Source organism: Actinoplanes oblitus, assembly GCF_030252345.1.
Lineage (GTDB): Bacteria > Actinomycetota > Actinomycetes > Mycobacteriales > Micromonosporaceae > Actinoplanes > Actinoplanes oblitus.
On record NZ_CP126980.1, the window covers coordinates 6,942,671 to 6,958,161 of the forward strand.

The window sequence follows — 15,491 nt, forward strand, 5'->3', positions numbered from 1 at the left end:
AGCGGGCCGGCCCATCCTCGATCCGGTAACCACATGAGGGGGAGCGAGGATCGTGGACGATCTCGTAGTGCGCGCCGAGGGCTTGCGCAAACGCTTCGGTAAGACGCAGGCGCTCGACGGGGTGGACCTGGCGATGCGCCGGGGCACGGTGCTCGGCGTGCTGGGGCCCAACGGGGCCGGCAAGACGACCGCGGTGCGGGTGCTGGCGACCCTGCTGCGCCCGGACGAGGGCACCGCGTACGTCGCCGGTGTCGACGTGCTGCGCGAGCCGCAGAAGGTACGCCGGCGAATCGGCCTGACCGGCCAGTACGCCTCGGTCGACGAGGACCTGACCGGCACCCAGAACCTGGTGCTGATCGGCCGGCTGCTCGACCTGCGCGGGCGGGAGGCCCGGAAGCGGGCGGCCGAGCTGCTCGACTGGTTCGACCTGACCGAGGCGGCCGGGCGGCCGGCCAAGACGTACTCCGGTGGCATGCGCCGCCGCCTCGACCTGGCCGCCAGCCTGGTCGGCCACCCCGAGGTGATCTTCCTGGACGAGCCGACGACGGGTCTGGACCCGGCCAAGCGCGAGGACATGTGGGGTGTCGTGCGCACCCAGGTCGCGCAGGGCTCCAGCGTGCTGCTGACCACGCAGTACCTGGAGGAGGCCGATGCCCTCGCCGACGAGATCGTGGTGGTCGACCACGGCCGGGTGATCGCCCAGGACACCCCGGACGGTCTCAAGCGCCGGGTCGGCGGGCAGACCCTGCGGATCCGGCCGGCGGATGCCGCACGGCTGCCCGACGTACTGAAAATCCTTGACGCGGTGGCCGCGCCCGGCACCAACGCCGCGCCGGACGACGCGGCCGGATCCCGGCCCGGTGCCGGGTCGGTGCCGGTCGCCTCGGACAGCGCGCTCGACGACGTGATCCCCGCGCTGCGCCGGGCCGGCATCGAGGTGAACGAATTCGGGCTGCACCTGCCCAGCCTCGACGAGGTGTTCCACACCCTGACCGGGGGCACCGGCGAGCACAAGAAGAAGACGGAGGCCCTGGTATGACCACGGCAGTTCTCGCCGGGCCGGTCGGCTCGGACACGCCGCGGCGCGGCGGGCTGTTCCGGCACAGCGCCGCGCTCGCCCAGCGCAGCCTGATCAAGACCATCCGCACGCCAGAAGCCCTGATCGACGTCACCATCCAGCCGGTGATCTTCCTGCTGATGTTCACGTACCTGTTCGGCGGCGCCATCGCCGACGGCAACCGGCACGGATACCTGCAGTTCCTGCTGCCCGGCATGCTCGCCCAGTCACTGGCGATGGGCGGCATCGCGCTCGGCCAGAACCTCAACGCGGACATCGAGAAGGGCGTCTTCGACAGGTTCCGGTCCCTGCCGGTCTCCCGGTCGGCGCCGCTGGTCGGCGCGGTCGGCGCGGACATCGTCAGGTACATCACGGTGTGCCTGGTGACCCTCGGCGTCGGCACCGTCATGGGCTTCCGGATCCAGACCGGCGCGGTGCCCACCCTCGCCGCCGTCGCCCTGGCCATCGGGTTCGGCCTGTGCTTCGGCTGGGTCTCGGTCTGGGTCGGCATGCTGGTGCGCACCTCCGGCGCGGTGCAGGGGGTGATGTTCCTGCTGGTCTTCCCGCTGTCGTTCGGCAGCAACGTGTTCGTCGAGACCAGCACGCTGCCCGGTTGGCTGCAGGGCTTCGTGCACGTCAACCCGATCACCCACCTGGTCGGGGCGGAACGCGGCCTGCTGGTCGGCGGGCCGGTCGCCGACCACCTGCTGGCCACCCTGGCCTGGATGGCCGGGCTGCTGGTGGTCTTCGTACCGCTGGCGCTGCGCGCTTACAACAAGCGCACCTAGGAGTTCAACGCGCGGTTCAGCTGGCCCGGGTCGATCCGGGCCAGTGCCGTGTTCGGGTCCAGGCCGAACCCGGCGGCGTAGGCCTCGGCGAACGCCTCGTCACCCAGCACCGCCCGGTTGCGCCGGGTCAGCTCGGCCACCTGCAGGTCGGTCGGGTCGTGCGCGCCGCGCAACCGGGCGCCGGCACCCAGCAGCTGCACCGCCTCCCGATGCCGGCCGAGCAGGTCGGCCAGGCTCGCCGCGCCGATCGCGACCAGCGACAGGATCGGCATGTCCCGGGTCGCCTGGGCCGCGGCGTAGGCCTGGACCAGCGCCTGCTCGGCCCGGACCGGGTCACCGCGGCGCAGCGCCAGCGCCGCCCGCACCCCCTCGATGATCGCGGTGCCGTGGTCGCCGTTCATGAACTCCAGCTCCTGGACCCGCAACCCGGACTTGGCCTTGCCGACCAGTTCCTCGGCCCGGTCCAGCTCGCCCAGCGCCACCATCATGCCGGCCTCCAGGGCGTCGATGAGCAGCATCATCTCCGGGGAGGCCGCCCGGCCGGCGCGGTCCCGGGCGGCACGCAGCGCGGCTCGGGCCTCGTCCTCCTCGCCCCGGCGCAGGTGCAGGTCGGAGCGGCGCAGGTCGATGAACACCTCGTCGCCGAGGTCCAGCGACCCGAACTCGGCGGCCAGCGCCTTGGCGGTGGTCAGGTCGGCGAGCGCGCCGTCCAGGTCGCCGTCGTACTGGCGGAGCAGGGCGCGCAGCGGCAGCACGGTGGCCTGGCCCCAGCGGTCGCCGGCGGCCCGGAACCCGGCGAGCGCGTCGGCCACGTCGATCCGCACCTGGGCCACGTCGCCGTTGTTCTCCGCGACCTGGGCCCGGAACAGCATGGCCAGCGCGGTCACCCAGCGGTCCGGCCCGGCGACCAGCTCGTCCATCCGGGCGCGGGCCGCCTCCGGCTCCTCGGCCATGTAGAGCACCACCGCGACCAGCGCGCCGACCAGCCCGGGCAGGTGCGGGTGGGCGACCAGCCGCTGGGCCAGGTCACGCAGCCGCTGCCGGCGCCGCTCGGCGGTCTCCATCGCCATCGTGGACTCCGAGCCCACGCGGTTGAGGACGAGCACCGCCTCGGCGCAGTCGAGGGTCAGCGGGTCCCGCTCGCCGGGCACGTTCAGCGCCTCGCGCAGCCAGAACGCGGCGTCGGCGTGCCGGCCGAACATCTGCCAGTACCAGACCAGGCTCATCGCCAGGCGCAGCGCCCGCTCGGCCTCGCCCTCGTCGCACAGGTGGCGCAGGGCGGCCAGCGCGTTGTCGTACTCGGCGCGCAACACCCGCAGGGCGTCCAGTTGCTCGGCGGTACGCAGGCGCGGGTCGTGCTCGGCGACCAGGGCGGCCAGGTAGCGCGCGGCCAGGCCCCGGACGGCGGTGAGGGTGCCCTGTTCGGCGAGGCGGTCGATGCCGTACTCGCGGAGCGTCTCCAGCATCCGGTAGCGGCCCTCCGCGGCCCGCTGCAACAGCGACTTGTCGACCAGGGCGGCCAGCAGGTCGTGGATGTCGGGCGCGTCCGGGCAGACCGCGCTCGCCGAGCCGGCGGTCACCCCGCCGGGCAGCACCGACACCCGCTCGGCCAGCGCCCGTTCGTCGTCGGCGAGCAGGTCCCAGCTCCAGGCGATCACCGCGCGCAGCGTGCGGTGCCGGGGCAGCGCGGTGCGGCTGCCGGTGGTGAGCAGCCGGAACCGGTCGTCCAGGCCGTTCGCCAGCTCGGTCAGGCCCAGCGTGCGCAGCCGGGCGGCGGCCAGCTCCAGCGCCAGCGGCAGCCCGTCGAGCCGGCGCACGATCTGGACCACCGGTGCCACCGTCGTCTCGTCGACGGTGAAGCCGGGCAGCACCGCGGCGGCCCGCTCGGCGAACAGCCGTACCGCGGGTGACCGGCCCGCCTCGTCCGGCTCGGTGCTCTCCGGCACCCCGAGCGGCCCGAGCGGGACCAGCGACTCCCCGTCCACCGCCAGCGGCTCCCGGCTGGTGGCCAGGATCCGCAGCCCCGGGCAGCGCACCAGCAGCGCCGTCACCAGGTGCGCCACCGCGTCGATCAGGTGCTCGCAGTTGTCCACCACGAACAGGCACTCGCGCCCGGCGAACTGGTCGACCAGCACGTCGACCTCGCCGCGCCCCTCGAACCGGATCCCGGAGTTCTCGAAGATCGCCGCGGCGCGCAGCCCGGTCGCGGTCAGCACCGCGGCGGGCAACTCGGCCGGCGCGGTCACCGAGGCCAGGTCGATCAGCCACACGCCGTCCCGGTACTCACCCCGCCGCCGGCGCGCCGCCTGCGTCGCCAGCCGCGTCTTGCCCGCCCCGCCCGGTCCCAGCACGGTGATCAGCCGCCCGCCGGTCAGCAGCTCGTCGACCCTCTCCAGATCGGCCTCCCGGCCGATGAAGCTGGTCAGCGGTTCCGGCAGGTTGCTCGCCGCCGGGTGCGCTTCCCCGCTTTCCGGTACGCCCTGGGCCTCGTCCCGCCACGCCCCGGATTCGCGCGTGTCGCCGCGTCCCCTGGTGTCGTCACGTCCCCTGGTGTCGTCACGTCCTTTGGTGTCGTCACGTCCTTTGGTTTCGTCACGTCCTTTGGTGTCGTCCGGCCGCGCCCCGGGTTCGCCCCGGTCCCCCGCCGCCCCGCCTCGCCCGCCGGCCTCGCCCCGCCAGCCGGGCGCCTCCGCCGGCTCGGCACCGCGCAGCAGGCGCAGGTGCCGCTCCCGCAGCGCCGCGCCCGGGTCCGCGCCCAGCCGGTCCGCCACCTGCTCGCGCACCCGCTCGTACAGGTCGAGGGCCTCCGCCTGCCGCCCCTGCGCGGCCAGCGCGTCCATCAGCAGGGCCACCACCCGCTCGTCCAGCGGATGCTCCTCGCGCAGCCGGCTCAGCCGCGCCTCAGCCACCTCCGGCCGGCCCAGCCGCAGGTCGGTCTCGGCGGCGTCGGCAAGGGCCGCCGCGACCGCCCGCCCGAGCCGCACCCCGACCGCCTCGGCCACCGCGCCGACCTCGGCCGCCACCGCCCCGCGCACCAGCGCGGCCGCCTGACCGAGCAGCTCGCCGGCGCCGGCCACGTCACCGTCGCGCAGCCGCTGCCGCCCGGACGCCGCCAGCCGCTCGAAGCGGATCACGTCCACGTCGTCGCCGCTCACCGCGAGCCGGTAGCCACCCTCGTCCTGACTGACCGCGTCGGCGTCACCGAGCACCCGCCGCAACCGCGACACCAGGGACTGCAACGCGTTCGCCGGATCGGCCGGCCGGTCCTGCGGCCACAGCGCGTCGACCAGCGTCGCGGCCCCCACCGGCCGCCCGGCGGCCAGCGCCAGCCGCACGAGCAGCCCCCGCAGCCGGGCACCCGGCACCGCCAGGTCGGCCGCACCCCGGCGAACCCGCAACGCCCCGAACAGCTCGACCCGCAGCCGGCCGGCGCCCTCCCCGTGCTCGCTCACACCGCCGATCCTCTCGCGCCCGGCCAGCCCGGACCAAACCGGTTCCGGCCGTGGCTGAGGTTGTCCACAGCCACGGGTTGTCCACAGGCGGCACGGCCAGGTCCCGGATTCTCCGCCACACTGTCTTGCGGGGGTTCCCCCAGGGAAGGGCGGGGTCTGACGATCTTGCGTTTGAGCTGTTCAGAGCTTTTTGGAACCGCCTCATTCGGGGATTGAGCAGCGCCGCCCCCGCCGTGGGCCACGCAAGTAGCCAGCCACGGTCCGGCCGCCAGCCACGACCCCGGGCATCAGCCGGCCGCGACCCCGGCCGCCGGTCTCGGCCGCCAGTTGGCCGGTCAATGCGAGCGGCCACGGTCTGTCACTTGGACAGTCGATGCGACCGGTCACGGTCTGCCACCTGCGCCGTCAGTGCGAGCGGTCACGGTCTGCCACCTGCGCCGTCAATGCGGGCGGTCACGGCCGCCAGCCGAGCGGTCCATGCGAACAGTCACGGCCGCCAGCCGGGCACTCAGTCCGCCCTCCACCCCGGATCGCGGTCCGGTTCCCGGTACGCCCGCAGCACCCGAAGCGACCCCCAGCCCAACTGACCATCCGGACCAGGGATGTCACACCGGCCAGCATCCGGACCGCGGCGAGCGATCCGGCTTCACACTGCCATCCACCGGCGGGAGTACAGGGTGATGGCGACCGACGTGGCCAGGTTCAGGCTGGACACGTCCGCGCGCATCGGGATGCGGACCCGCACGTCCGCGCGGGACAGCAGTTCCGCGGAGAGGCCGTCGCGTTCGGTGCCGAAGGCGAGGACGGCCCGGTCCGGGATCGCCGCCGGGGAGATCTCGACGCCGTCCGGATCGAGCGCCACGATCGGGCGGCCGGTCAGTGCGGCGACGTCGATCCTGGCGACCGGGAGGGCGTAGTGCAGGCCGGCCGCGCCGCGGATGGCCGCCGGGTCCCAGGGGTCGCTGACGCCGCTGGTGAGGACGGCGGCGGCACCGGCCGCGGCGGCCACCCGGATGACAGCGCCGACGTTGCCGAGGTTGCGGGGATCCTCGAGGAGGACGATCGGCTCGGCGGACGTGGCGCGCAGCACGGCGGCCACGTCGACGGGCGGGCGGTCCGCGACGGCGATCACCTCGGTGCGGACCGGGTTGCGGGACAGCCGGCGGAAGTCGTCGCGGGACACCGGGCGGGCCAGCTCACGGAAGCGGCCGAGCAGGTCCGGGGCCAGGCCGGCGGCCATCGACTCCAGTTGCTCCGGGTCGACGGCGAGCACGGTGCGGACGGTGGCACCGAACCGGAGCGCGTGCTTGAGGGCGTGGAATCCCTCGAGCACCGCTAGGCCACGGTCGGCGCGTGCCTGGGTCAACTCGGCGGGGGTCATCGCTGACGAGTATGACGAGCGTGTTCGGACCGTACGCCAAAAGGGGGTTGCCGGTCACCCGGAAGTCACTTTCGATAAATAACGTGCCCCGCCGTGACCAGCGTGGATCGACGTAAATTCTTGCAGATGCTGGGTGTACCGGCGGTCGCCGCCGCCATGCCCGCCGGGCTGGAGAAAGCCCTCGCCATTCCGGCGAACAATCGCACCGGGTCGATCGAGGACGTCGAGCACGTCATCTTCCTGATGCAGGAGAACCGTTCCTTCGACCATTATTTCGGTACGCTGCGCGGCGTGCGCGGGTTCGCCGACCCGCACCCGGCGACCCGGCCGGACGGGCGCAGTGTCTGGCATCAGGCCGATCTGCTCCCGTTCCGTCCGGAGGTCAAGGACCTGGGCGGCGCCTTCCTGCCGGACCCGCCGCACGGCTGGAACGACGGGCACGCGGCCTGGAACGCCGGGCGGTTCGACCAGTGGGTGCCCAACAAGGGCGTGCAGACGATGACCCATCACACCCGCGCCGACCTGCCCTACCATTTCGCCCTCGCGGACGCGTAGTACTACAAACGCAAGCGTACACTATCGGGGTGCCAATGCCTCCAACGCTTGCGAAACCCCAGGTCATACCGTCAGGCCCTAAGGTCACAGCGATCTACCTCCGGCTCAGCCGCAAGTCCAAGCGGTCCGTATCCCTGGAGGTCCAGGAGCAGGAGTGCCGGGCGCTCATCGAACGGATGAATTGGCCGGAAGCCATCGTCATCTTTGCCGACAAGAAGTCGGCATCCGACAGGTCAAAAACCCGTGAAGGGTATGACCTGCTACTTGCATGGTGTAAGGCCGGCAGAGTCGCCCGCATCGTTAGCCGCGACGATGACCGACTAGTTCGGCAACCGCTTGAACTAGAAGGCTTGATCGACCACCTTGAGCCTCATGCTGTACCTGTCTACTTCTACGTTTCCGGCTACCTGGACCTCGCATCGTCACCAGGTCGGGCAAATGCTCGGATCCGAGGTGCCATCGCTCGTCAGGAAGTAGAGCGCAAGTCGGAGCGGCAAAAAGAAAACAATCTATTTCGCGTAAAGCATGGAGAGCCAATAGGCGGACCTTCCCCTACAGGCCTCCAGTACGTCAAGCGTGACGGGGATTCCCCGGCGACGTATAGGCATGAGCCGAACGGCGCAGACGCAATCCGCTGGGCACATGACTTCGTCATGCGAGGCGGAACCGTCACTGATGTATGCCGGGAGTGGGAACGACGGGGCATCACTACAAAGACGGGAAAACCCCACACATGGAGGTCCGCGAAAAACGCGTTGTGCAATCCGGCAATCGCTGGCTATCTCGCCTATCAGCCTTCATCCATTCTCAGTGACACCAATCGTCCCGGCGGAGAGAGGTGGGTTTCTCACCGCCACAAGCTCGAACTAACCAAGGGCAATTGGGAACCGGTGATCAGTTCTGACGACTGGCACGCAATGGTTGCCGTTCTAACCAACACGCGTCAGCAACCGGGCAATAATCTTAAGTGGCTTCTGTCTGGGCAAGCATTGTGCGGGGTATGCGCCGGAAGCGAGAAGATCGTGTGCAGAAACTACAGCGATGGCCGGCAGGCGCGGATGTATATCTGCAAAAAAGGCCGACACATTGATATTCCCGCAGAGCCGATCGATGACTACATCATCTCAATTGCCGTAGAAATAGTGCGCTCGCGCGACTTTCACGACCAGGGCAAGGAGGAGATCGATCTAGCGAGACGGGAATTGCTTCTCACCAGAAAGCATGACCTGGAAGGCGAGCTTGAGGCTCTAACACGAAGCTATACACAGCGAAAGATCAAGCTTCCCCAGTTAGTCTCAGGCAGCGAATCGCTTAATGCACAGCTCGACCGCGTCGTTCAAGAGCTAGAAGGCGGTATTGAGGCGCATCCAGCGGCGAACTATTCAGAAGGCTTCAGCCGTCAAGATTTCCAGGCGTTGTCACTGGAACAGAAGCGACTTCTGGTCGCCGATGTACTCCCTGAAATTCGGATTTTCCCCCCATTACGGGAGCGCGGAGGTCCGTACCCACCTGTCGCTAGCTACGTTCACGCCTACGACCGACGCGGCCGGTTGCGCCCGCTCCCCACCGATCAGGACATCTACGACCAGGTCACCGTGAAGCAGTACGAACATGCCGCCCGCTACGGCCGGCCGGTACTGATTGACGGCGAGCCGGCTACTGGTGAAGCCGTTCCATCGACGAGCCAGCGTGAAACACTCGCCGAGTAGAATCCTCATCCGAGTTTGTGGGTCTGCTGTGCCAAAACTGCCAACGGACTCCAGGAGCTTAAACGGATAAAGCTCGCAGCAAGATCAGAAGGGCACGCTTCGGCGTGCCTTTCCTTAACTCCAGGGAGGAAAGCTGTTCACCGAAGACGCACCGTGGCCTGATGACGCTACAGATAACGAGGTTGCAGTGGCGCCGGTCACTGCCGCTGTGGTGGCTGATGCTGGTCACTATGGCGAGCCACCTTTGTGCGGCCACCGGAAGCCGAAGAGGCTTGAAGAGTGGATGCCAGGCGTGGTGCGTTGGTGTTGCTCACACGGCGGAGATGGTGGGCCGGCATGTTTTCCTACTGGAGCTACGAAGGCGCAACCAACTGACACGCAATTTAAGGTGCCTGAGAGGGAAGCTGGAGACGTAAAAGCTCACGGTGCACCCGAGGTGTCCATGGGGGCGGTAAGCCGCTCTGAGGGCGTTTCAGAGGCTACGGGTGGAACCGATGACGACGGCAATTCGGATGTCGTTGTTTACGGACCGGTTCAGACGCTGACTTGGCAACGCCATGTTAGGGAGTCCAAGACTCTTCGCGGTCAACTCCTGGCAACCGCTTTCATCGTCAGCACCTACTCAACCGGGAACACTGGCCGTGACGTTCGGCCGGCCATGGCGACCGTGGGCGAAGCGTTGGGGATCAACCGGACGGGTGCCGGACGGTATGTCAGCCGGTTGGTCACGCTTGGATGGCTTCGTGAGGTCGGTAAGCACGCTAAGGGCGTCAAGGTCTACGAACTGACCTCACCGACGCCTATCGGTAGCTAGGTGTGCAACAACTACGCACACTCAGGTGTGCACCTAGAGCGCACACAACCTCCTCAGAGACCCCCTCAGGGGTCTCTATTAGTAATGACTAAGGGGACCCCAGGTCCCCAACTGTTGAGTAGTGGTGCCTCAGGGCGGCACCATCTGAGTAAGGCAGACCTCGAAGGTCTGCTACCTAAGTCAGTAATCAGGCTTGATGCCTGAGCATCACAACACTTAGGGAACCTCAGTACCTTCGGCTTCGGTTCTGCTGCCTTTCGCTGCCTGTCGGCACCTCAGGGTTACTTCACCTCGGCCAGCATTCCGCCTCAGGTGCTGGGTTAGCACCCTCAGTTTGCCTTAGAGGGGCGAACGCTAAGCGCTCTAGGATTCTAACCTCCTCGGCCCTTTGCTGCCTCAGAGAGGCTTACAGCGGCCTTGTTGCTAGAAGTCTGGGGACCGAAGGCAAGCTCACTGCCCTCGGTCCACCTCTAAGGCTACCGCCGGCCAGTGGCTAGTACCAGGGGGGATCGAAACTTTAGAACCAGACATTCCCCCACCCATCGAATTAGGGAAGTTTGCGTGCTCGCGGTCGCCTGTCTTTGTGGGAATTCAAACGGCGTACAGAAGCGTAACCGTAACTGTGACCCAAGTCATGATGGAAAGTGACTCCAGACGTCAGTGCTTGGAGTCCGAACGTCTAGGTGAGGAGGCCAAATGAAGCCTCGTTACTTCCTGAGGAGGGAACTCATGGAGCCTTCTCGGCTTTGCTTCGTCTGTAACGGTCCTGTGCAGCGTGCCGGATCAACCGGTCGCATCCCCCGCTTCTGTTCCGCCGAATGTAGGCGCCGCGCTCGTGCGCTCCGTGCTGCGGAAAGCCGGCGACAGTACTGGGATGCCGTCTACGGCGTAGACCGTCTCAAGTTTCGTTCCAAGTTCGTAGCCGCTGAGCGGCCACCAGCTTAGGGACGACTTCTAAGCTTCCCGGTCCAATGCCGGGAGGAATGCACAAGATGAGAATAGGCCGTTGTCGTGACTGCCTTCTGATGTTGTGTCGAACAGGTTGCCGTCACCGCGCCACGTGATTTAGAGCAGCCGGTGCACCCGTCTGGAGTGCCGCCAAAATCCAGAATCGCCGCAGTCGTGCTCGGCGTAAGAATAAGCCGAATACGCAGAGCATCGGGTTCTCTTCGGAATCCTCTTTCGCCCCTTGTTCGCTAAGCCCGACTTCACGCGGGTGCGGATTCGTGAAGCCTTAGAAGGGCCAGCCATGCTGGCCCTTCTTCGTATATACGCCCGGACTGCGCGCCTAAGCAGCCAACACCCTCAAAGGGCCAGCCATGCTGGCCCTTTTTCTTTTCCCGCTTTCCGGCTGATGCCGAAAGATCACCCCTGGAGTAACACCTATGAGCTTTGTGGCTCAGGCTGAGGCTGCCCTGGAGCAGCGTGCCGCACTTTTTGAGCAACGTAAGGCGGTTGCTGCGGATACCAGTATTCCGCGTTCCGACATCCTTACGAAGCTGAAGGCCATTGATGACCAGATGGACGCCCTTGAGGCTGAGGCGCGTTCCCACTTCGAAGCGCATAAGCGCGAGGTCAAGCTGATTGAGGAGCGCGCCGACGCGGCGCGTCTGGCCGCTGGCCGCGACATTTCGACGTTCAATCGGTACGCCCCCTCCGTTAATCAGTGGAGGAGCCTGTTCCCGACGGAGCAGGAATACCGGGCGACCGTCGCTGAGGCGACTTCAACGACCGGCGGCGTAACTGTTCCGGCCCAGGTTGCGAACTACTGGATTGACAAACTGCGATCCCAAAGCGTCTTCATGAAGGCGCCTGGACTCAACGTCATCCACTTCAATACCAACAACTTCACCATTCCTCAGCTTTCAACCAGTACCGACCTGAGCGGCACCACCTACTCTGAGGGTGCGGTCATTGGTGAGGGCGCCATGACGTGGAGTGGCGTTCAGCTCGCCCCGGTCAAGTATGGTCGAATCTACGTTGCATCGAGCGAAATCATCGAAGATTCGGCGATCAACATTGAGCAGATGGCGGCTGATGTTGTCAGTCGTGACCTGGCTCTCGCACTCGATAAGGATTGCTTCCAGGGTGCTGGTGGCACCACTGCTTTGGGTGGCCTGTCGCTGCCGGCCAACTCCACCGCTACCACGTTGTCCACGGGCAATACCTCGGTGACCTGGGACAACATCATCGATGCGTACGCTGCGATCGTTTCGACCGGCGCCACTCCCACCGTGGTTTGGGCGAGCCCCGACATGTTCAAGGGTCTCGCAAAGGCTCGCGAGAACGGCTCGACCGGTGGCTATCTCGCGGCTTCGGTTACGTCGAATCCGGTCAGTGAGGCTCTGGGGCTGCCGCTTCTGGTGAGCGGCAATCTTCCGGCCCGGACGGTCATCGTTGCTGATGCTACTCGTCTTTACATCGGTATCCGGCGGGACGTGAAGGTGGAGCGTTCTTCGGACGCTCGTTTTGCTGAGGACCTGGTGAGCTTCAAGGCCACCTTCCGGGTGGCGGGCGTAAAGGCGGCTGAGGCCACCTCGATTCAGCGCATCGTCGCGAGCGCTACCTAAGATTTTTGGATTGGCCCCGGGATTCTGTCCGGGGCCTTTTCTATGCCTTCTCATCGCATCACAGGCCTTCCGTCTGTGGCGTGTTGTGGGCGCATAGAACGCCCGGGGTGAGGGTCAGGGTGGGGATCGGTGGAGAGCTTCGGCTCTCCACCCTTTCTTTTTGAGTCCTTGAGTTGTAATCGAATGCAGGAGAAATGATATGGGTAGGGGCAGGAAGGTCATTGAAACTCCGATTGTTGAGCGGATTATGGCCAAGGTTGTAAAGACTCCTGGTGGATGCCACCAGTGGGAGTACACAACCAATCATGGTGGCTACGGTGTAATCAGTTGGAACAGGAAACAGTACTATGTGCATCGGTTGATCGCTGAGCATGCCTACGGCTGGAAGATAGACGGATTGACCATTGATCATCTGTGCCGCAACCGGACATGCGTTCGTAGGGAACATCTTGCGGTCGTTCCGAACGAGGTCAACTCTTGGAGGAGGAACAATAAGGCTTTCCAGGACATGATGAACGCCCACCTAGCGGAACTTCACGCCTTGGAGCTAGCCGCTGAAGAGGATTCGAACGGCGGCAACAAGTGAGCCACCGAGACGGTATCCGCAGCAAAGCGGCTGAGGATGGGATATTCCAGGCTGCGAAGACAGCTCAGCATGATTCGAGCTACGGGGTCCGAACTTCGAAGGAGATCGAAGAAGAGTATCTTCGCTCGGCCGGCTGCCCCTGTCATTCGTGGTGGCCTCGGTCACGATGCCACCAGCTCCAGGAGGAGCAGTCTTCTGCATATGTTGCTGATAGACGGCTGATTTACCGCTAATGAACGTAGATGGCGTCTTTGACTATGTGCTCGCTGCGGCGAACGGGAGGCTTGCGGCGGGCAAGCCGATTAGTCCGGCTCAAAAAGCTACGCTCGATAAGCTTTTGATCGGCTTAGAGGTATGTGACCGCTGCGGTCGGGACTTCTACCGATTCCTCGGCCTGGTTCTGCTCGATCGGGAGTGGGCGTGCCCTGAATGTGACCCGCTTTTGAACGCCTGAGAAGGCTAATGGGGGCATAGAAAAGCCCCGGCTACGGGGCTTCGGCCGGGGCTTTCTGATGAGCGTAGCGAGACGCTCAAGGCGTCTCACAGGGGGTTCAGATATGCTCTCACGAAGAAGTCCCTAACCCATAGTTCGTGAGCGTGACCGGCCACAATCAGATCCTCGCCGGCTAACCATGCGTGGATGTGGACTTCGCCGTTCACGATTTCGCCGGTACCGCTCATTTCAAATGGCTGAGCGTATGAACGCATCCGATCCACCATGGCATCGTCGCGATGCATCACCGAGACCCGTGCCTCATGGACGGCCCCAATGAGGGTTAGCGATCCGTTCGTTACGCCTAGGTTGGCGACTGCTTCCCCGATCGTGGCTAGCACTTCCTGATCTTTCTCGACCTTGATTAGGTGCACATGTTCCCCTAGATGTTCAGTGGGCTGATCCCGGCCAAAGCTGCGCCGATGGCCCGGATATTTTCGCTGGAAGCTTCGGTTCTGAGGGCAGCAAAGAGAGAGGCGTTCACCGCTCCCATGTCAGCCTCACGGTCCCGGTAGAGGGCAACAGTGGCGCACCACCTTGCCCCGGCGTCGTAGTTATTCGACAGTTCAGCGGCTAGCCGGCTGACCTGGACGTCTGAGAGGCCTCCAGAGGTTGCCAGATTGGCGGCTGCATCCCAGGGGACGCCCAGGACCCGAGACAGCACAGCGGTCAAATACAGGTCTCTGACGTCACCATCACTGCGAAGCACGGCAACTGCCTCGGACCCGATGGCGGGTGAGGGCACCTTGGCCAGGATCCCAGCGGCATTGACCCTCAGGACCGGCTTGCCGCGACTGCTCCATTTTGACAACGACGCCAGGGCGGCTGTGTCCTGACCAACCAGGGCAGCAACGCCCTTGTCTGTAGCGTGGCTTGTTTGTAGCTCCATCAGGAGATTGCTTCGACCATTGGTGATTTCATGGGCAATAGCGGTTGCTGTTTGGTCTGCCGGACCGGCGGCCAGAATGCCGAGAGTGCCTAGCAAGAGGCTACGGCGGTCCAAGTCTTCCCCTAACGCCTTCTCGTACGCTCGAATGACGTCAGGGGTTGCCTGACGGGTGCCGTTTTCCACGTTGCCGATATGCGAACGGCTGTAGCCTGTCCGCTTCGCCATGCCGGCCAGTGACAGGCCGGCTGAGGTTCGGGCCTCTTTCAAGATCCGCCCTAGCTCGCTCATGCCGCTACCCCTGCTGCCGGTTTGAAGCACGCTGAAGACACCCGCTGCCTGGCTTCCGACTGTCGCTCGGAAGACGCTGTGTCCACAACGAATCTTCACCCGCCGGGGGGCGGCGGGGCTAGTAGGTCTTCTTGTGTTGGCTCAGGGGTGGTGGCGCGATGCTGGTAGTGGGACCACGAGAGTTACCGGATGACGGTCACGTGACTGTCTGGATTGACACCGGTAGCGGCCCCGGCCGTGAGATCACGGTGCCGGTGAATGATCTTGATGCGACTGATGACCACCAGGACGACGGTCGCGCAGCTACCTACGTTCTCGGCGATCGCGAGTGCGAGGGATGAACAGCGATGGGCGTTCACAATCCGATGCCACGAGGGCCGATTCAGGGTGCGAGGCAGAACGCGATACCGCCGGAGAGGTTCCCGGACGTCAGCCGTAAAGAGTCGGTATGTCAGTGCCAAGCCGCCATCGTAACGACGTGCTTTGGCTGGGTGCACAAATCGAACATGTGGGTCAACACCGACAGGTGCAGTAAGGCGGAACCACGTGCCGCTTCCAGGGCGCCGAGGTCTGAGGGTGAGAGACCCCCGGAGTCCGAGGGTCTCCGTTAATCAGTCGTCTTCGGGCCGGACCCGCCACCAGCGATACCGGCCGGGAGTGCCGTCCTTCACCTGGATCAACTGGCCTGCCCTGCTGCGCAACCATTGCTCAACGGTGGCGACTTCTGCTGCATCCACGTCAGCAGTGAAGCTCAACTGGAAGGCCGTACCTTCGGCTGCCTCCCAGGACTCCAGGGTGTAAACCGGCCCATCCTCGATGTAGATGTGGCCGGCTGCTTCCATGGCTTCCGGGTACCCGTCGATGATGGCGAACAGGTAGGGGTCGGTGCGGTCGGTAGAGGGAGTCACA

11 protein-coding genes are annotated in these 15,491 nt (G+C 65.7%); 6 read left to right on the forward strand and 5 right to left on the reverse strand.

From position 1 onward, the window contains the following. The first annotated feature begins 52 nt into the window (after positions 1-52). Positions 53-1,039, forward strand: a complete 987-nt coding sequence (locus Actob_RS31350) for an ATP-binding cassette domain-containing protein (protein WP_284915459.1) — start codon at positions 53-55, stop codon at positions 1,037-1,039. After that, positions 1,036-1,845: an ABC transporter permease gene (locus tag Actob_RS31355; protein ID WP_284915460.1), complete on the forward strand. Its 810-nt coding sequence runs from the start codon at positions 1,036-1,038 to the stop codon at positions 1,843-1,845. The genes Actob_RS31350 and Actob_RS31355 overlap by 4 nt, the downstream gene beginning before the upstream one ends. Here the strand turns inward: Actob_RS31355 and Actob_RS31360 are convergent. Together Actob_RS31360 and Actob_RS31365 are read right to left on the reverse strand one after the other, a co-directional pair. Next, positions 1,842-5,297 carry an AfsR/SARP family transcriptional regulator gene (locus Actob_RS31360; RefSeq protein ID WP_284915461.1) on the reverse strand — a complete coding sequence of 1,152 codons (3,456 nt, stop codon included), beginning with the start codon at positions 5,295-5,297 and terminating at the stop codon, positions 1,842-1,844. The two genes, Actob_RS31355 and Actob_RS31360, sit on opposite strands and share 4 nt — an antisense overlap. Positions 5,298-5,943: 646 nt before the next feature. Beyond that, complete coding sequence (locus Actob_RS31365) at positions 5,944-6,678, reverse strand: TrmH family RNA methyltransferase (RefSeq protein ID WP_284915462.1); 735 nt, start codon at positions 6,676-6,678, stop codon at positions 5,944-5,946. A gap of 126 nt (positions 6,679-6,804) precedes the next feature. Here Actob_RS31365 and Actob_RS31370 point away from each other — a divergent pair, with 126 nt between their 5' ends. The 4 genes from Actob_RS31370 (at position 6,805) to Actob_RS31385 (ending at position 12,912) form a co-directional block, all read left to right on the forward strand. Then, positions 6,805-7,233, forward strand: coding sequence for an alkaline phosphatase family protein (locus Actob_RS31370; protein WP_284915463.1), 429 nt, complete (start codon positions 6,805-6,807; stop codon positions 7,231-7,233). 35 nt (positions 7,234-7,268) lie between these two features. Continuing rightward, positions 7,269-8,942 (forward strand): recombinase family protein, encoded by a 1,674-nt coding sequence (locus Actob_RS31375; RefSeq protein ID WP_284922408.1) that lies wholly within the window; start codon positions 7,269-7,271, stop codon positions 8,940-8,942. 2,199 nt (positions 8,943-11,141) lie between these two features. Continuing rightward, positions 11,142-12,326: a phage major capsid protein gene (locus Actob_RS31380; protein WP_284915464.1), complete on the forward strand. Its 1,185-nt coding sequence runs from the start codon at positions 11,142-11,144 to the stop codon at positions 12,324-12,326. A 199-nt stretch (positions 12,327-12,525) separates the two neighbouring features. Next, complete coding sequence (locus Actob_RS31385) at positions 12,526-12,912, forward strand: HNH endonuclease signature motif containing protein (protein ID WP_284915465.1); 387 nt, start codon at positions 12,526-12,528, stop codon at positions 12,910-12,912. 540 nt (positions 12,913-13,452) lie between these two features. On the opposite strand, the gene Actob_RS31390 is transcribed toward Actob_RS31385, so the two are convergent. From Actob_RS31390 to Actob_RS31400, 3 genes are all read right to left on the reverse strand, one after another. Further along, positions 13,453-13,779 (reverse strand): PCC domain-containing protein, encoded by a 327-nt coding sequence (locus Actob_RS31390; protein ID WP_284915466.1) that lies wholly within the window; start codon positions 13,777-13,779, stop codon positions 13,453-13,455. 8 nt (positions 13,780-13,787) lie between these two features. Further along, positions 13,788-14,582, reverse strand: coding sequence for a helix-turn-helix domain-containing protein (locus Actob_RS31395; protein WP_284915467.1), 795 nt, complete (start codon positions 14,580-14,582; stop codon positions 13,788-13,790). A 611-nt stretch (positions 14,583-15,193) separates the two neighbouring features. Then, positions 15,194-15,490 (reverse strand): hypothetical protein, encoded by a 297-nt coding sequence (locus Actob_RS31400; protein WP_284915468.1) that lies wholly within the window; start codon positions 15,488-15,490, stop codon positions 15,194-15,196. Position 15,491: the final 1 nt, after the last annotated feature.